13 protein-coding genes are annotated in these 18,394 nt (G+C 28.3%); 6 read left to right on the top strand and 7 right to left on the bottom strand.

From position 1 onward, the window contains the following. Positions 1-68: 68 nt before the first annotated feature. Positions 69-506, bottom strand: coding sequence for an ACT domain-containing protein (locus H5J23_RS11645; RefSeq protein ID WP_023050600.1), 438 nt, complete (start codon positions 504-506; stop codon positions 69-71). A 154-nt stretch (positions 507-660) separates the two neighbouring features. Between H5J23_RS11645 and sstT the strand changes: the two genes are divergently transcribed. Together sstT and dacB are read left to right on the top strand one after the other, a co-directional pair. Beyond that, positions 661-1,896, top strand: coding sequence for a serine/threonine transporter SstT (sstT, locus tag H5J23_RS11640; protein WP_185892360.1), 1,236 nt, complete (start codon positions 661-663; stop codon positions 1,894-1,896). Positions 1,897-2,020: 124 nt separating this feature from the next. Then, the gene (gene dacB / locus H5J23_RS11635; protein WP_255494414.1) at positions 2,021-3,505 is read left to right on the top strand and encodes a D-alanyl-D-alanine carboxypeptidase/D-alanyl-D-alanine-endopeptidase; all 1,485 of its coding nucleotides are present in this window, start codon (positions 2,021-2,023) and stop codon (positions 3,503-3,505) included. Positions 3,506-3,549: 44 nt separating this feature from the next. Here the strand turns inward: dacB and H5J23_RS11630 are convergent, their stop codons facing one another. Both H5J23_RS11630 and H5J23_RS11625 read right to left on the bottom strand, forming a co-directional pair. Continuing rightward, complete coding sequence (locus tag H5J23_RS11630; RefSeq protein ID WP_023050603.1) at positions 3,550-4,536, bottom strand: 2-hydroxyacid dehydrogenase; 987 nt, start codon at positions 4,534-4,536, stop codon at positions 3,550-3,552. 27 nt (positions 4,537-4,563) lie between these two features. Continuing rightward, entirely contained in the window at positions 4,564-5,607 is a 1,044-nt protein-coding gene (locus H5J23_RS11625) for an AEC family transporter (protein WP_023050604.1), read from the bottom strand. A 214-nt stretch (positions 5,608-5,821) separates the two neighbouring features. On the opposite strand from H5J23_RS11625, the gene H5J23_RS11620 reads away from it, so the two are divergent. Next, positions 5,822-7,375: an ATP-binding protein gene (locus tag H5J23_RS11620; RefSeq protein ID WP_185892358.1), complete on the top strand. Its 1,554-nt coding sequence runs from the start codon at positions 5,822-5,824 to the stop codon at positions 7,373-7,375. Continuing rightward, positions 7,376-8,041: a response regulator gene (locus H5J23_RS11615; RefSeq protein ID WP_023050606.1), complete on the top strand. Its 666-nt coding sequence runs from the start codon at positions 7,376-7,378 to the stop codon at positions 8,039-8,041. A gap of 37 nt (positions 8,042-8,078) precedes the next feature. Here the strand turns inward: H5J23_RS11615 and H5J23_RS11610 are convergent, their stop codons facing one another. The 4 genes from H5J23_RS11610 to H5J23_RS11595 all read right to left on the bottom strand — a co-directional run bounded on the left by H5J23_RS11610 (position 8,079) and on the right by H5J23_RS11595 (position 16,377). Continuing rightward, positions 8,079-11,294, bottom strand: a complete 3,216-nt coding sequence (locus tag H5J23_RS11610; protein ID WP_185892356.1) for an efflux RND transporter permease subunit — start codon at positions 11,292-11,294, stop codon at positions 8,079-8,081. A gap of 2 nt (positions 11,295-11,296) precedes the next feature. Next, positions 11,297-12,382, bottom strand: a complete 1,086-nt coding sequence (locus H5J23_RS11605; RefSeq protein WP_023050608.1) for an efflux RND transporter periplasmic adaptor subunit — start codon at positions 12,380-12,382, stop codon at positions 11,297-11,299. Between the two features lie 12 nt (positions 12,383-12,394). Beyond that, positions 12,395-14,575, bottom strand: a complete 2,181-nt coding sequence (locus H5J23_RS11600; RefSeq protein WP_185892354.1) for a TolC family protein — start codon at positions 14,573-14,575, stop codon at positions 12,395-12,397. Positions 14,576-14,691: 116 nt separating this feature from the next. Further along, positions 14,692-16,377 (bottom strand): M3 family oligoendopeptidase, encoded by a 1,686-nt coding sequence (locus tag H5J23_RS11595; RefSeq protein WP_185892352.1) that lies wholly within the window; start codon positions 16,375-16,377, stop codon positions 14,692-14,694. Positions 16,378-16,517: 140 nt separating this feature from the next. Between H5J23_RS11595 and H5J23_RS11590 the strand changes: the two genes are divergently transcribed. Both H5J23_RS11590 and H5J23_RS11585 read left to right on the top strand, forming a co-directional pair. Continuing rightward, positions 16,518-17,789: an aldehyde dehydrogenase family protein gene (locus H5J23_RS11590; RefSeq protein ID WP_185892351.1), complete on the top strand. Its 1,272-nt coding sequence runs from the start codon at positions 16,518-16,520 to the stop codon at positions 17,787-17,789. A gap of 83 nt (positions 17,790-17,872) precedes the next feature. Further along, positions 17,873-18,376, top strand: a complete 504-nt coding sequence (locus H5J23_RS11585) for an outer membrane beta-barrel protein (RefSeq protein WP_023050612.1) — start codon at positions 17,873-17,875, stop codon at positions 18,374-18,376. Positions 18,377-18,394 lie beyond the last annotated feature (18 nt).

Below are 18,394 nucleotides of genomic sequence, written 5' to 3'. Positions count from 1 at the left end.
CAATATATAATATTATGGAATTGAAAAAATGTCAACTTTATTGTTTGTTTGAAGTTGACATTTTGGTTTTATTCAAATGCTAGAAGTCTAGACATTTTAACATATTTAATTTTTTTTAGTTCATGAACAACATCTTCTGGAGGAAGAGAAGTTGAAGATATCTCAAAAGATATAACTACAGAAGCGACGTTATTAATTGGAATATTTTGATTAATAGTAATTATATTACAATTAACTGATGATAAAAAATTTAAAACTTCAGATAAAGCGCCTTTTTCATGCTCTAACATAAGAGATATTAAAGCTTTTTTTCCCAAAGCATTATCAGATGGTAAAAATACAAAATCTTTATATTTATAATAAGTACTTCGACTTATTCCGACAATTTTAACAGCATCACTAACATTTTGGACTTTACCTTCAGCTAGTAAGTTTCTAACCTCAATAACTTTCTCCAGATAATCTGGAAGGATAGATTTATCTACAACCAAAAATTTTCCATTCATTTGCAACCTCCCAATTTATATACATTTGTAGATAGTATAACTTTAAAAAAAAAAAATGTCTATAAAAAAAACTTGTATTCTAAAAAATAATATGCTATATTGTCTCCTATATACAAACATATGTTTCTAAAATAAAGACAGGGAGATGGTAAAAATGGAGAAAGTATTTAAAGCATGGTGCGGCTTAGGCCTGGTAAAACGAATTTTTATAGGATTATTATTTGGAGTAGCTTTAGCATATATTGCCCCAAATAGCATGAGTTGGATAACAATTTTTGGAGATTTATTTGTAGGTGCTCTAAAAGCGATTGCTCCAATATTGGTATTTTTCTTAGTTATATCTGCGATTGTTCAGCATAAAAAAGGTCAGAAAACAAATATAAAATCAATAGTGATATTATATTTATTGGGAACTTTTTTAGCTAGTTTAGTTGCAGTAATAGGAAGTTTTTTATTTCCAGTTACCCTATCCCTTGTATCTAATGTAAATATGGAGTCAGCTCCACAAAATATAGTTGGAGTTTTAAAAACTCTACTTTTAAATTTAATAGATAATCCAGTAAAAGCTCTTTTTAATGGAAATTATATAGGCATCTTATTTTGGAGTTCATTATTTGGTATCTTTTTGAAAGAAGCTAAAGAAGAAACAAAAGTGGTAGTAGTTGATATTTCTAAAGCTCTTTTAAAAGTTGTAAAACTTATCATAGAGTTTACTCCATTTGGTGTTATGGGATTAATATTTAGTTCAATAGAAGCTAGTGGTGGAAGTGGATTACTATCATATGGAAAGATTTTACTTTTACTTCTAGGATGTATGGCAACAGTAGCTCTTATCGTTAATCCAATAATAGCTTTTATAATGATTCAAAAAAATCCATATCCATTAGTATTTACATGTTTGAAAGAAAGTGGATTAACTGCATTTTTTACAAGAAGTTCAGCAGCGAATATTCCAGTAAATATGAATCTTTGTGAGAAGCTAGGTTTAGAAAAAGATATGTATTCAGTTTCTATTCCTCTTGGAGCAACAATAAATATGGCAGGAGCAGCAGTTACAATATCTGTCTTTGCTTTAAGTGCAGCACATACTTTAGGAATTCAAGTAGATTTCTTCTCAGCAATTGTTCTAAGTGTTCTTTCAGCTGTAAGTGCTTGTGGAGCTTCAGGTGTAGCTGGAGGATCATTACTCTTAATTCCACTAGCATGTAGCTTGTTTGGGATATCTAATGATATTGCAATGCAAGTTGTTGGAGTAGGGTTTGTTATAGGAGTTCTTCAAGATTCATGTGAAACAGCTTTAAATTCATCTACAGATGTTTTATTTACAAGTATTGCAGAATATTCACAGTGGAGAAAAGAGGGAAGAGAAGTAGAGGTTAGCAAAGTATAAAATCAAAAGCTTAGATTTTTTCTAAGCTTTTTTTATATTGTTTAAAAAATAATTAATTAGAAAAATACTTTAAAAAAATCTTTAAATGATGTAGGATATAAAAAAGTCTTATAAGAGGTGGTGTATGAAGAAAAAATATATTTGTTTAGCGTTAATTACAACATTATTGGCCAGTTGTAGTAGCATAGAAAAATCTGAGAATAGAGATAGCTATCAAATACCAGTTGTTCCAGATAAAATAGTAGAAGAACCAATGATACCCATGACAACTTTACCTGTCAAAGCAAAATCAAAAGCTGTGGGTGAGTTTGTTAATTCAAGAGTTTTAGAGCATGGGAATTTAAGTTTTTATGCTATGGATGTGAAAAGTGGAGCAGTTATTGATAATTATAGAGGAGAGACAGCTTTAACTCCAGCATCTGTTTTAAAAATAGTTACCTCAGCAACAGCCTTAGAAGTACTAGGTCCAGATACTGTTTTAGAAACTAAAGTTTTATATGATGGAAAGATATCTAAAGATGGAGTTTTAACTGGAAATATATATATTCAAGGAGGAGGTGATCCTACCTTAGGTTCAGATGGGATATCTATAAATAGAGAGGAATTTTTAAAAAATTGGACTGATGCAGTTAAAAAAGCAGGAATTAAGTCTATTAATGGAAATATAATTGTGTTAGATGATTTATTTGGATATGAAGGAATTCCTGGAAAATGGCTTTGGGAAGATATGGGCACAAATTATGGTCAAGGGACTTATGGAATAAGTGTATTTGATAATATATATACTCTTTATTTAAATACAGGTATCTCTGGTAAAAAGCCTGAAGTGATAAAAACTAAACCAGAGATTCAAGGATTAACATTTGATAATCAAAGTGTAGTAATGCCAGGTGGGAAAAAGGATATATACGTAAGAGGTATACCTTTAGAGAATAAAAGAAGAATTTTTGGAGTAGTTCCACAAAATAAAAATGGATTAACAATTCAAAGTGATATTCCTGATCCAGGATTATTTTTAGGACAATATTTTTCGTATTATTTAAAAAGAGAAAACATAAAAGTAAATGGAAATATCAAAACAGCTAGATTAACGTCACAAAGACCGAGAAATCCACAAGTTATAGCAGTAACAAAATCACCACCAATATCTGAAATAGTTAAAGTTTTATTAACTAGAAGTGATAATCATTATACAGAGCATCTATATCAATTAATAGAGAAAACAAAAGGTGTGAAGATAGAAAAATTTTGGGAAGAAAAAGGAATTGACGTTCACTCTTTAACTATGAGAGATGGAAGTGGTTTATCAAGAGGAAATACGATTTCAGCAAAACTATTAGTAGAAATTTTATCTCATTCTAAAGATGGCTTAGAAAATCTTTTACCTGTTGCGGGAAAAGATGGAACAGTAGCTTTATTTTTAAGAAATACACCTTTAGAAGGAAAAGTTAGAGTTAAAAGTGGAAGTATGAGTGGAATACAATCGTATGCTGGGTATGTAGAAAAAAATGGAAGAACATATGCTTTTGCCATTGTGGTTAATCACTGGAATGGAGAGAGAAGTGAATTAAGAAAGCAGATGGAAAAACTATTAAATAGTGTCTTTTAAAAAAAGCTATGAAGTTTAATCTTCATAGCTTTTCTATTAAATTATTATAACTGATTTTCACAAATTCCTTTTTGAATAAACTCATCAAGATTTTCATAAGATATTTCAATCATATTTGTTAAAGCTTCATCAGTGTATGAACCAATATGTGGAGTTATTAATACTTTAGGATAAAGATTTAAAAGTTTTTCAACATTTTTATCAATCTCTTTACCAGTCATATTTTTAAAGAAAAACTCTTTTTCGTTAGAGAATACATCTGTTGCAAAGCCACCGATTTTACCACTTTCTAATCCTCTTATGATAGCTTCAACATCCTGAAGTTCTCCTCTAGCAGTATTTATTATAATAACATCATCTTTAGCTTTATTAATAAGATCATCATTGATTAAATTATCATTAGATCCTTTTATATATGGACAGTGTAAACTTATGATATCTGCATTTTTAATTAAATCATCCATTGAAACATATTCTAAAATATCTTTAGCATTTTCATTTTCATAGATATCATAAGCAATAACTTTAGAACCAAGTCCTTTAAAAAGCTTAGCAGTTGTTAGTCCAATTTTTCCAGTTCCAACAATACCTACAGTTAGGTTTCTAATCTCTCTGCTAAACATAAATTCATCTACAGTAAAGTTTTTTTCTCTACTTCTATTTATCATATAAGTTCCTTTTCTAACTAAGTTCATAGCAAAAGTAATTGCTAGTTCACCAATAGCATTTGGAGAATAAGTAGGAACTCTAGCCATTTTAAATCCCATCTCTCTAGCGGCATCTAAGTCGATATGATTATAACCAACAGTTCTAGTTAGAAGGTATTCAACACCATACCCTTTAATTATCTCTAAGTTTTTTCTATTTGCTGGACAATTAGCTCTTAACATAACTGCTTTATGTCCCTCTATTAGATGAATATTTTCATCATTTAATAGTTCTTCTACTAAAGTTAATTCGTATCCGAATTTATTTAATTTTATAAAAAAATCACGTTCTACTTTTCTAACACCAAAACATATTAATTTCATTATAAACCTCCTATAAATTTGTTTAATCTATCCAAATATCTGTAAAGATTTAATAACCTCTAAAACTACAATCCATAATGGCATACATATTACACTAAATACTGTAGATAGTAAAGAACAATTTGATGTCATAAGTGACTCTTTATCAAATTTTATAGCATAAGCTGCAGCAACAGTAGCTGTAGGTGTTGCCATCATAATAACAACAGTAGCTAATCCTACAAAAGATATTGGTAAAATATTTGTAACATTTAAAATATATAAAGCAACTATATTTATAGCAGGAACCCCTAAAACTTTAACAAAACTGTAAATCCAAGAATCTTTTGAAGAGAAAGCTTCTTTTAGAGAAATATCAGCTAATTTTGCACCAATAGAAATCCAAGCTAATGGAGAACAAAGAGCAGCTAGATAAGTCATAGGTTTAAATAGCCAAAATGCTGTTTTATCAATTCTTAAGAAAGCGTAGCTTTTATCACCAATAGATACTTGAGGTAATGAGCTTTGGAAAACCCAAACGAACATACCTAAAAATGTAGCTAAAACAATTGGATTTAAAAACATCTGAGAGACATTTTTTCTATCTACTTTAATACCAGACATTTTAATATATCCATATGAATAAAGGAAAACTCTATATGCTATATTAAAAATAGAAGCATACATAACTCCAACTTCTCCATAAACAGCAGCAATAATTGGGATACCAAAGAAAGTAGTAGATCCAAATATAGTTAATACTTCTAAAACTGATTTTTTATCACCTTTATATTGGATGTATAAAACTTTTGTTAAAAATATCAATAAGATATATATAGCGAATCCCCAAATTAAAAGATTGATACCTTGCTCTAAACTATTTTTATTTATATCTTGCATAAAAGAGTTAAAAGCTAAAGCTGGCAAAGATGCAGATAGGATAACGTCACTTAATGTTTTAGATGTACCATCTTTTAAAACATTAGTTTTTCTAAGATAAAATCCAAAAAGAATGATTAAAACAGATGAAGATATAGCACCAACAATACTATTGTTCTTCAAAATACTTGAAATAATTTCACTGAAATTCATAAATTCCTCCTAAAATAAAATTTAACAATTATGTACTCAATAACTAATATAGTTCCTTTTAAAAGAATTTACAATTTTTTAAACTTTATAAATAGTTTTTTAACTTTTTTAAGTGGAAAAAGTTAAAATTGATAAAAAAATAGGCAAAAAAGTTATCTAAATTTGTATAATAATTAATTGTACTAACTCTTTTTTATATGTTAATATAACAGTTATGAAGAGATTAAATTTTAAAAATAAAATAATGGTTTGGGTTTTAATAATAAATTTAATACCCCTTATTTTTTCATATGCAATATTTTTTAATGAAAAAATAAAAAATGATGAAAATAACATAACAAAAAATCTTTTAGAAGCAGCTAAAGTTGTTAGCAGTAGTAATGAAATAAGAAAAAATTTACAGTTAAGTTATAAAGGTGGTGAAATTGAAAAAAAGGTTGATTCACTAACAGATATATTTAGAGATATAGATATTATTGTAGTTGCAAATATAGAGGGGGTAAAATACTCCCATTTAGACAAGAATCAAATAGGACAAAAATTTGTAAATCCTGTTCAATGGGATGATATAAAAAAAGGAGAAGGATATTTTTCTAAAATGATGGGATCAATGGGTATTACTTTTAGACGATTTGAGCCTATATATGATGTTAATAGCAAAGAGGTCATAGGGTTTGTAATGGTAGGAAAATACTATACTGCAATCTCAGATATGAAAAAGAATACAGTTGTCATGTTGTGCTTATTATTTATAGAAGCTTTTGGATTAGCTTTTATATTGGCAATAACTTTTGCAAATGGTGTTAGAAAGAGTCTATTTGGATTAGATCCAGAAGAGATTGGAAGACTATATGTTGAAGAACGATTAATAATAGATAATTTAGAATCTGGTTTAATAGCTTTAAATACAAAGAATGAGATACTTAAGGTGAATAGTGTTTTTTCTAAAAAATATGGGAAGTTATCTCCAAAATTAATTTTAGAAAAGGTAAGTATTTATTTAGAAAAAAAAGAAAATACTGCTAGAAATATAGAGGTAGTTATAGAAGATGAGTACTACTATATAAAGATATTACCAATATATAATTTATCTGAATACTATGGAACAATATTACTTATAAAAACAAAGGATGATGTTAATAGATACGCTAGAGAGATTACAGGTATAGATCAGTTAGTTGATGGAATGAGAGCTAACATTCATGAGTTTAAAAATAGATTACATGTTATTTTAGGACTTATAAATCTTGAAAAAATAGATATGGCAAAAAAATATATTCTTGAAATACAGAATTTAAATGAATATGATTTTAAAAAATTTACAAATATTAAAAACTCCTTTTTAAAAGCGATGTTACTAGGAAAAGATGCAATTTGTAAAGAGAGAAAAATACAGTTTATAATAGATTCTCAGTCACAAGTTTCAACTGAGAATAAAAGTCCTATAATTGAAGATATAAGCACAATAATAGGTAACTTAATAGAAAACTCTATGGATTCATTTAAGGAAACTCATATTATCGAAAAAATAATTAAGATAAAAATAATAGAAACAAATAAAAAGATTGAACTTGAAGTTTGGGACAATGGAGAAAAAATTCCCCAAGAATATTTTTCTAAAATATATGAAAGAGGATTTTCTACAAAGGGAGATTTACGTGGTGTAGGATTAAGTATCGTAAAAAACAAAATATCATTATACAACGGAACAATTGAATTTGAACAAAATGAAAAGTGGAAGTTTTTTAAAGTAAAGGTGGTGAAATAGTTGAAGAAAGTTTTAGTAGTTGAAGATGATCCAATGGTGGCTATGATAAATATGGAATATATCTCAAAGATATCTCAATTGGAAATAGTTGGACATGCTATAAATAAACAGGAAGTTTTTGAATATTTACAAAAATTTAAAGTTGATTTAATTTTAATGGATATTTTTTTAGGAGGAGAAAGTGGTCTAGAAATTTTACAAGCTGTTAGAGGAGAGGGATATACAGTAGATATTATAATGATTACATCTGCTAATGGTAGTGAGGATATAAAAAAAGCATTATCTTTAGGATGTTTAGATTACTTAATAAAACCATTTGATTTTGAAAGATTTAAATGTGCTATTAAAAAATTCCATGATAAAAATGAGCTCTTTAATGAGAAAAAAATAGTACAAGAGGATTTAGATAGATTAAATATTATTAAAAAGGAAAACTTTGAAATTTTACCTAAAGGTTTAAATGAAAAAACTCTTAATGGAATAATGAATAAAATTGATAGTTTAAATGGAAAAGAGTTTAACATTAAAGAGATTTGTGAACTAACAGAAATGAGTAATGTAACTATAAAAAAATATTTAGATTACTTAGAAAAAATAGATTATATAAAAGAAAATATAATTTATGGAAATATTGGTAGACCACAATATGTGTATAAAAAAATGTAAAGTAAAAAATGCCTAGCTGAGTAGCTAGGCATTTTCATTATGATTGAATATCTTTATTTTCAGTATTTTCAGTTGGTTTATTTTCTATTAGACGACTTTCATCATATGCATAATTAGCAAAGTCAATTTTATAGAAAAGTGCATAAATAACTGGAATAACTCCAAGAGCTAAGAATGTATCTGTAACAAGACCAAATATAAGAACAACTGCTACTGGTTGGAAAAGTGGTCCACCAAAGAAATATAATGGTAGTAATCCAACTAAAGTTGTAGCAACAGTTAGAAAAATAGGTCTAAGTCTTGATTGACATCCAAAGACAACAGCATCTTGATCACTACGACCTAAATCATCCTTTTCGATGGTCATTTTATCCACTAGTATAATAGCATGGTTAAGAACAACTCCAGCAAGTGCTATAATACCAATCATTGCCATAAATCCAAGGTCAGTATTAGTTAATAGTAGTCCAATGGCAACTCCTAATATAGAAAGAGGAATAACAAGCATAATAGTTAAACCTTTTCTCATAGAGTTAAATTGTGCAACAACTAGGAAGAACATTCCTAAAATTGCTATTGGAACTTGAGCAAATAAAGCTTGTTGGTTTTCATCAGATGTTTGCATAATACCAGATGAATAATATTTAACATCAGGTCCCCACTCTTTAAGTTTTTCATTTAGCCAAGGCATAAACTTTTTATTAACTTCAAGAGGAGTAGTAGAATCTTTTATAGCAGCATCAATTTCTATAGAATAAGCCATATTTCTAGTAGAAACTAAGCTGTCATAGTATTCTAAAGATATTTTAGCAATTTGTTTTAAAGGAACAGCTTGCCCTTTTGAGTTTACAACTTCAATAGATTGTATAGAGTTTAAATCATTTTTGTATTGGTCAGTACCTCTTAAAACTATTGGAATAATAGTACTTTGAGGTGGAGCATCAAAGTTTCTATAAACACTAGCATTATAACCTTGAAGAACATACTCTAAATAAGTCCCAATGGTATCATTAGTAAAGCCAGCCATTTGAGCTTTTTCAGTATCTACTTCAATAAATATTTTAGGAACTTCAATTCCCCAATCATCTGATACAGCGTAAGTCCCATCTAGAGAAGTTAGTTTTGTTTTAACCTCTTCAGCTACTTTCTTTAAAAGAGTTATATCACGAGAAGCAAAAACATATCCTAAATCTTTAGCAAGAGAAACTCCACTTCCTAATCCTTTAGAAACAACGTCAATATCAGGGTATTTATTTAAAAGATACTCATTAATTTCTTGACTTAGTTTTGGAATTAATCTGTAATCTGTAAGATTATACATGATGTAAGCGTACTCAGGAAGCTGTGTTTGTGGTGAATATCCTGTAGAGAATCTAGGAGCACCTCCACCGATAAATGATCCCCAGCTTAAAACACCAGCTTTATCATATGTTTTTGTAGTTCCACCAGTTGTTAAATAATCCCAAAGTCCTGGAGGAAGAGGTTCTTGGGGACCAGTACTATAATTTTTTTCAATAAATTTATTTAAATCTTCAACAACTGCTCTTGTTTGATTAACATCAGTTCCTTTTGGTAGAGTTATATATGTTGACATAACAGGGTCAGTTGAACCAGGCATAAAGTTTGCCGGTGCAAGACCAAGTAACCAAATTCCGAAAACAAAAGATATAGCTGTTAAAATAATTGTAATTTTTTTATTTTTTAAAACTTTGATTAAAATCTCTCTATATAAAACATATGGTTTACTATTAAGGTTTTGTTTTTCACCAGGTTTTAATTTTATAAAGTCATAACATAATAAAGGAATAAAAGTCTGGTTAATTAACCAAGAACTCATAAGAGCTAGCATAACAACAATTGTTAAAGGTCCAACATACTCTCCCATGTTTTCCTTATTTAAAATAATTGGAGAAAAGGCCATTATAGTTGTTAATGAACTAACAAATAGAGGAATAGCAAGTGTTCTAGATGACTCTAAACATGCTTGCATCCTAGGCTTTCCTTCTTCTAGTAAAACGGTTATATTTTCAGACATAACAACGGCATTATCAACAAGCATACCAAGAGCTATAATAAGTCCAGCAAGAGTAATCTGATTGATACCATAGTTAAACCAAAATAACCCAATAAGAGTAAATGCTATTGATGTTGGAGTTAGTGCAGCAACTATAAGTCCAGATCTAAGTCCTAAGAAAACAAGCATTACTAATACAATTGTTGTTACCGCTTGAAATAAGTTAACTATAAAAGCTGTTACATTTGTTTGAACTAAGTCTGGAAGATAATAGATTTCTCCAATTTCAAGCCCTATTGGAAGAGAATTTCTATAAGTTTTTAAAGTCTCTTGAATACCTTTTCCCATTAATAAAACATCTTCTCCAGAACCTAATGATATTCCAAGAACAAGGGATTTATTACCATTAAAATCTATAGAGTATGTTGAAGGATCTTGATAACTTTTATAAATATTGGCAACTTCACTTAAATATATACTAGAGTCACCATTTGGACTTGTTATGATGGTATCTTTTATATCTTCGATATTTTTAAAGTTACCACTAGGAGTTACTTTAAGTCTATTTTGATCTATAACAATATTTCCACCTTTAATAATAACATTTGAACTATTTAAAGTATTTATAATATTTTCTAAAGTAAGTCCTGTTTGAGATAAAAGTTTATTATCAATATCAATATATACAGTTTCATTTTGAATACCTGAAATATCAATACTACCAATTTGAGGAACATTAAATAATAAAACTTCCTTTAATTGATAAGCAGTTTCATAAAGCTCCTCATAGGTATAACCTTCTCCACCAATTGCAAGAAGAGTTCCATAGATATCTCCATAAAATGTATTTATCTGAGGAGCTTGTACTCCTTGTGGAAGATTAGGAACAACGAATGTATTGATTCTATTTCTAAGTTCTGTCCAAACAGGCTGAATATCTTTGTATTCAGCTTTAATATTAACATAAACATTTGATTGTCCATCTGTATTAGTTGAGTTTACATACCATAAAGAATCCATATTTTGTACTTGATCAGCGATTCTTTTACTAACTAAATCTGCCATTTGTTTCGCTGTGGCTCCTGGCCAGTTAGTTGTAATTAGAGCTACTTTTATTGTAAATCCAGGGTCTTGAGCTTTTTCGGATTTATCATAAGATAAGTATCCTCCAATAAGTAGAATAACTATTAAAAAATAGGTTGTGACTTTATTTTTAATTGCTAGTTCGGTTAATTTCATGGCTATTCAGCTCCTTTTAAAAGTGAAACCTTTTGATCTTCTAAAAGGACACTACTTCCCTTTGTAACAACATAATCGCCGTCTGTTAATCCACTAACAATTTCACTACCTTGTTCTGTAGTATTTCCTAATGTAACAAGTTGTTTCTTAACTATACCAATATTATTTTCAAGATTTGTAACAACATAAACATATTTTTCTCCATTAGGAGCTGTTAAAATAGCTGTTAAAGGAACTGCGATAACTTTATTAGTATTATCTGTAGTAACGATAACTTTTGCTGTCATACCAACTTTTACAGTATCTAAAGGATCAACAATTTTAGCTTTAACAGGATAAGTTCCACCATAACCAACAGAAAGTGTTCCAATATTAGTAATTGTTCCTTTTATACTTAAATTATTAAGAGAAGTTATTTCAATCTGAACCTCTTCTCCTAATTTTAAATCTCCAACAACAGATTGAGAAACATTAAACTCTACATAACGCTCACCAAAAGTATTTAGAACAAAAACTACTGTGCTAGAAGATACATTTTGGTTAACCTCACTTTTTACCTGTCCTATAGTACCATCGCTAGGAGCTGTTAACATAGTATAACTCAAATTAACTTTAGCTAGATTAACTGCATCTTCAAGAGCTTTAACAGAAGATATTGCAGATTTATAATTAGCTGTTGCACTATCATAAGATGCTTTTGAGATACTGTTTTCTAGATAAAGTGCTTCTGATCTTTTAAAGTTTGCAGTAGATTCAGCTAAATTTGCATTTCCTTTATCTAGATTAGAAAGTGCTTGCTGATAATTTAATTGATACTCTATAGGATCTAAAGTAGCTAAAATTTGTCCAGTTTTAACAGTATCACCCAACTGGGCAATACGATTATTTATAGTTCCTGAAACTCTAAAACTTAAATTTGAAAGAGCTTCAGTATTAACTGTACCTGAGTAAGCACGCTTAACGCTATACTCTTTTTTTTCTACTTTTTCATAAACAACTGATTTAACCTCTTCGGTAGAACTCGATTTCTCTTTTCCACACGCTAATAATGCTAATAATAGTGTAACCACTAAAAATTTATTTTTCATAATTTATCCCTCCTAATTATCTAACTCTTGTTGAAGTTTAAGCAGTAAAACTTTTCTTTCAGATGGTTCCATAGTAAGAGATGACTTACCGTAAAGATATTCAAGTTTTAGCGTAGAGTTAATTAGATTAAAATTTTCAATTACATGATTTAACTCTTGACTCAAAGTATTATTTTGAGCAGATAAAAAATCAGTTAACGTAGTTGTTCCTTCTGTATATAGGTTAGTTACGATATCTAAATTTTTCTTAGCTACATCTGAAGATATTTTTGTTGTATAACTTTGTACAAAGTTAGTTAAAAGATTTGTGTATGTTTGTAAAACTTCTTGAGCTAATTGATTTTGAGAAGAAAGTTTATTAAACTCAAGTGCTTTTAACTCACTTTTTATAGCCTGTCCATTATAGTAAATCTCTCCACCACTAATAAGAGGTAAACTTACATTAATTCCAGCTTGCCAATATTCATCTGGGAAATCTCCATTTGAATTTTTACCCCAAGGTGTAATCATATTATTTTTATAGTAATTTCCAGAAGCAGTAACAGTTGGAATATAACGTTCTCTTTCATTTGATACAAGCTCTCTTTCTTTACTTTTAATAGTATTATCAAGTTGTTTTAATGAATTTGAGTTTGTTAGAGCACCGCTTACTAAAAATTTCTCTATTTTTTTAGATTTTTCAGAACCAAATGTAAAGTTCTTACCTAAATTTTCACTTAATAAGAAGTATGGAGCAAGTTCATCAAGAGTTTCATAAGTATACGTATTTCCCTCTGGATAATTTAAAAGGTTATTTAAATATATCTCTTGAGAACGAATCTCTCCTTTAACACTAGAAATATCTGAAAGAGCTCCAGCCACATTTGATTGTAATCTGTATACATCCTGCAATCCACCAGCACCAACATTGTAATTAATTTTAGCAACATTTAAAGTTTCTCTTAAAAGATCGTAGTTACTTGCTTGAATAGCTAATTGAGCTTTTAATTGAAGAATATTAACATATGTAGAAGCTACATAATATATAGTAGCTAATTTTTGTTGCTCAAATGCTTTTCTATTAGAATCTAATGATAACTTATCAATATAAACACTAGCATTGATTTGATCACTAAATATAACTTGCGAAAGTTGTAAATAAGAAGCTACACTATTTGTAGGATATCCTTGTTTAAAATTAGGTGATCTATCATCTAAAGCTGAATAATTAGCATTAGCTGACAATTGTGGTAAACGCTTAGAGTTAGTAACCTTAACATTATAGTAGCTAGTCATAATGTTTTGTCTAACTTGAAGAAGATCTAAGTTAGAGTTAAGAGCTCTATTTACAGCATTTTTAAGTGTCAGCTTAGGATTTGCCATTTCTGGATTATTAATTTGTGATAAATCTTGAAGGAAAATAAGATTAGGATAAATATCAATTTTTGTTGCTACTTCAGAGTTTAAATATATATCTTTGATTGGAGCGTTAACTTCAACGATTGTACTCATATCTTTTTTAGTTTTAAAAAACATATAGTTTAAAGAAGCTGCTCTTAATCTTTTTCTAAATTCCTTATTCAAATTCAATCCAGAATATGCATATGGTTTTAATTCTTCGTTGAAATCAATAAGAAAAGAAGGAACTTTTTTATCAATTGCGTTAATTAAATTCTCCTTGCTAGCTCTAAGAACATTAATTTTAACACCAGGAATATTAGTATGCTGAGCAAGCTTATTTAAATTACTAGAATTCATATTAGAGATAAGAACATCGACCTCTGTAACTCCGTTTAATTCTTTAAAAGGCATTAAATAATCATTTAAATTAAGATTACTATAGATGTAATTTAAATTTTTTGGAATATTTTTACCTTTGTCTCCAAAACCTAAAGGAACTGAGTAAAACTTATTTTGTTGTAGATTAGATATATTTTCTAATGGTGCACAAGTTAAAATAAAAACTCCATCAATTTTAGGATTTTTATTTAGTTTGTTTATACCATCTTGAATATTGTGGTTTGTCAGGTAAAACTTTTCTGTAATTTTTGGAGAAAAATTTGTACCGGCAAAATTTTTATTTAATTCATCTTTAAGAATTTCTAAAGCAGTCTCTGAACATTGAGAATGGTTTTCTAAAATAACTCCAACATCAAGAGTTTTGGCGAATAAAGAAAAATTGAAAATAAAAAGTAAAAAAAGTAGTTTTCCCATAAGGACCCTCCCTTAAAAAATTAGTTGTATCATTATCATATTCTGTTGAAAGTAAAAAAATCCTTTTGAAAATAAAAAAAGAAGTATAAAAATACTTCTTTTAGACCTATAATATATTAAAATTGAAATTTGTTTAAATAATTCTTAACATCTTCCATTATATCCTCTACACAATTATCTTCAAAAGGTGATTTTAATTTAGCAACTTTCAATAAATTTAAGAATGATTTTGTTCCACCTTCATGACAAAGATTTAAATAATCTTTCCAACTTTCTTGATAATTTTTATTCATTTTTTGCCAAAATTGTAAAGCACAAATTTGAGCCAATGTATAATCTATATAATAAAATGGTACTTCAAATATATGAGCTTGTTGGAACCACCATGTTCCTTTTTCTAAAAATGGATTTTCTGAGTAATCACAATGAGGTTTATAAGTTTTTTCGAGCTCTCTCCAGATAGATTTTCTTTCAGCTGGAGTTAAATTAGGATTCTCATAAACTTTATGTTGGAAATGATCAACTAAAACTCCATAAGGTATAAATTTAATAGCACTACTTAAATGCAAATATTTATATTTATTTGTATCCTCTTTAAAGAAATTTTCCATCCAATTCCAAGTGAAAAACTCCATACTCATTGAATGTATTTCAGAACTTTCATATGTAGCCCATAATAACTCTGGAATTTCAATCCAACTTGATCTATAAACTTGAAAAGCATGTCCAGCTTCATGAGTTAAAACATCAATATCGCCACTTGTTCCATTAAAATTTGAAAAAATAAAAGGTGACTTATAATCTGGAATGAAAGTACAATATCCCCCTCCAGCTTTCCCTTTTTTAGTTGTTAAATCCATCAAATCATTTTCAATCATGAAGTCAATAAACTCAGTGGTTTCAGATGAAAGTTCATGATACATCTTTTTTCCTTGCTCAATAATCCAATTTGAATCTCCTTTAGGAGTTGGATTTCCATCATTAAACTCAAATTTTTCATCATAATACTTAAGAGTTTCTAATCCTAATCTTGTTTTTTGTTTTTCATATAAAGCAGAAGCTAATGGAACGATACTTTCAACAACTTGCTTTCTAAAAGAATCTACCATTTCAGCATTATAGTCTACTCTATTCATTCTTAAGTATCCTAACTCTATAAAATTACTAAATCCTAACTTTTCAGCTATTTTTACTCTTATTTTTACAAGGTTATTAAATATTTCATCAAATTTACTTTCGTTATTAATAAAAAAAGTTGATTTTGCTTCTTGAGCAGCTTTTCTTATAGTTCTGTTTTTAGAAAGAATAAAAGGAGTCATCCCAGATAAATTTCTTTCTTTTCCATCAAATAATATCTTAGCAGAAGCTAAAAGTTTTACATACTTAGAAACTTCTTTATTTTCCTCTTGTAAATCTTCAATAATATCTGAAGAGAATGTTTTTAAACTATTTTCCATCAATTTAAAAAGTTGATCTCCATATTCTAATATTAGTTTATCTTTATTACTATGATTTACCATAATCTTATAAAAGTTGGTATCTAACTCTTGATAAAAAGGTGAAATCTCATCCCAGTATTCATTCTCATCGTCGTAAAATTTATCCTCAGTATTTATAGTGTGTCTAATATTAGCAATACTAGACATAGATGATATATTGTTTCTTATGGCATTAATTTCGTGAATTAAGTGTTTTTGTTCTTGAATATCAGTTGAAGCTTTTAAGTTTTCCATTAGATTTGTTAAAGTTTCTTTAATTAAATCATAATTAGGTCTTTCATATTTAAAATCTTTAAATTTCATAAATTCCTCCTTTATTTATTTTAAAAATAACTCTATTATAGAGGAAAATCTACATATCATCAACAAAAAAATTTTTAAAGGAAAAATACATATAATATTGTATAAAGACAAAAATAAATTTTTTGAAAGGGGGTATGTATATGAAAAATATAGACAAGTTAGAGAAATTAAAAAAATCTTTTGAAAGAAATAAAGATTTAGTAACAGATGCCTTATATAAAGACTTAGGGAAAAATTTTGAAGAAAGTAGGTTATCAGAGTATTACCCAGTTATATCTGAATTTGACTATTTTTTAAAGAATTTAGAAAAATGGAGTGAACCTGAAAAAATTAAAAGCTTTTTTAATTTTATAGGTTGTGGAACAATTATTCAACCTGAGCCTTACGGAAAAGTTTTAATTATTTCTCCATGGAATTATCCTTTTAATTTAACTTTTATTCCTTTGATAGGTGCTATCGCTGCTGGAAATGAAGTTGTTTTAAAACCATCTGAAAATTCTAAATTTTCAAGTGAAATAATAAAAAAAATAATTGAAGAAAGTGGTGTTGAAGATATTTCTGTTGTATTAGGAGATAGAGAAACAACAAAAGAGCTTTTAAATTCAAAGTTTGATTATATATTTTTTACTGGTAGTACAAAAGTTGGAAAAGAGGTATATTTAAAAGCGGCTGAAACATTAACACCAGTGACACTAGAGCTAGGAGGAAAATCACCTGTTATAATAGAGGATGAACATTGTTTGCAAGACGCTGTAGAGAAAATAATTTGGGGTAAATTTTTTAATAGAGGCCAAACATGTGTAGCTCCTGATTATATTTATCTACCAACGGGATTGAAAGATCAATTTGTAGAATTAACTAGAGAGTATATTAGAAAAAATGGAGATGTTCAAGGAAAAATAATAAATAATGAGCACTTTGAAAGATTAGAAAATTTGTTAAATAATCAAAATATAATCTATCAAAATGGAAAAATAGATGACGACACTAAAAATAAAGGATTATTTCCATTTACAATAGTTTTAAATCCTAAAGATGATGATCCTATTTCTCAAGAAGAAATCTTTGGTCCAATTCTTCCTTTAGTTGAATATGAAAGTTTAGAAAAAGTTTATTGGGATTTAAGATTAAAACCTGCTCCATTAGCTCTTTACATTTTTAGAAGTGATAAAGGTAATTTATCTACAAAAGGGTTAAAAGCAGGAGGTGTATGTATAAATAGTACTATGCTGCAAATTATTGATAAAAGAGTTCCTTTTGGTGGAGTAGGTTACAGTGGACTTGGACAGTATCATGGTAAATATACATTTGATACATTTACTCACTATAAACCAATTTTTGAAGGAAGTGGTATAAAAATATCTATGCTAAGAAAAGTTATTAATCTAATTTTAAATAAAATAAAAAAATAAATAAAAGTAAAAATAAAAGTAGTGCTTCTTAAGAAAATATTATACAATATATATGATACTAGAAAGATATTTAAGGAGAAAACATGAAAAAAGGATTAATCGCTTTATTTTTAGCAGCAAGTACAGCAGCATTTTCAATGGATGCACATTTAAGATTAGGAGCTATAACAAACGCTGGTTCTTATAACAAAGAGGATAAGAGTTTTGAAAGCTACGCGCCAACATTAGGATTAGAAATTACTCAAACTTTACTTTTAGCAGATGTAGGAGTGGGAATTGCTTATAATGGAAAAACTTCAGGAACAGATATTGAAACAGTACCAGCTTATGGACTAATTAAAATGAATCTATTCCCAGTTGGAGTAAAACCATACTTAGTTGGAAAAGTTGGAAAAGTTTTATATACTCGTGATAGCGTATCTAATTCAAATCCTGATGGAAAATATTTCTATGGTGCTGGAGTAGGTATGGATATATTCGCACTACAAGGTGAAATATTATACTCTGTTACAAAAATAGATGGAGATAAAAGAGGGAATGATAATTTAGAGCAAATTAGCTTTACATTAGGATATAACTTCTTCTAAAATAAAAATAAGAAAAGG

This window comes from Cetobacterium sp. 2G large, assembly GCF_014250655.1.
In the GTDB taxonomy this organism is placed as follows: domain Bacteria; phylum Fusobacteriota; class Fusobacteriia; order Fusobacteriales; family Fusobacteriaceae; genus Cetobacterium_A; species Cetobacterium_A somerae.
Note: the sequence above shows the minus strand (reverse complement) of the source record. Positions and strands in the feature narration are given on the sequence as shown.

What these genes read in the sequence shown, in the direction of transcription:
- H5J23_RS11645 (WP_023050600.1), bottom strand. Translation starts at nt 506, where the DNA reads ATGAATGGAAAATTTTTGGTTGTAGATAAATCTATCCTTCCAGATTAT.
- sstT (WP_185892360.1), top strand. Translation starts at nt 661, where the DNA reads ATGGAGAAAGTATTTAAAGCATGGTGCGGCTTAGGCCTGGTAAAACGA.
- dacB (WP_255494414.1), top strand. Translation starts at nt 2,021, where the DNA reads ATGAAGAAAAAATATATTTGTTTAGCGTTAATTACAACATTATTGGCC.
- H5J23_RS11630 (WP_023050603.1), bottom strand. Translation starts at nt 4,536, where the DNA reads ATGAAATTAATATGTTTTGGTGTTAGAAAAGTAGAACGTGATTTTTTT.
- H5J23_RS11625 (WP_023050604.1), bottom strand. Translation starts at nt 5,607, where the DNA reads ATGAATTTCAGTGAAATTATTTCAAGTATTTTGAAGAACAATAGTATT.
- H5J23_RS11620 (WP_185892358.1), top strand. Translation starts at nt 5,822, where the DNA reads ATGAAGAGATTAAATTTTAAAAATAAAATAATGGTTTGGGTTTTAATA.
- H5J23_RS11610 (WP_185892356.1), bottom strand. Translation starts at nt 11,294, where the DNA reads ATGAAATTAACCGAACTAGCAATTAAAAATAAAGTCACAACCTATTTT.
- H5J23_RS11605 (WP_023050608.1), bottom strand. Translation starts at nt 12,382, where the DNA reads ATGAAAAATAAATTTTTAGTGGTTACACTATTATTAGCATTATTAGCG.
- H5J23_RS11600 (WP_185892354.1), bottom strand. Translation starts at nt 14,575, where the DNA reads ATGGGAAAACTACTTTTTTTACTTTTTATTTTCAATTTTTCTTTATTC.
- H5J23_RS11595 (WP_185892352.1), bottom strand. Translation starts at nt 16,377, where the DNA reads ATGAAATTTAAAGATTTTAAATATGAAAGACCTAATTATGATTTAATT.
- H5J23_RS11590 (WP_185892351.1), top strand. Translation starts at nt 16,518, where the DNA reads ATGAAAAATATAGACAAGTTAGAGAAATTAAAAAAATCTTTTGAAAGA.
- H5J23_RS11585 (WP_023050612.1), top strand. Translation starts at nt 17,873, where the DNA reads ATGAAAAAAGGATTAATCGCTTTATTTTTAGCAGCAAGTACAGCAGCA.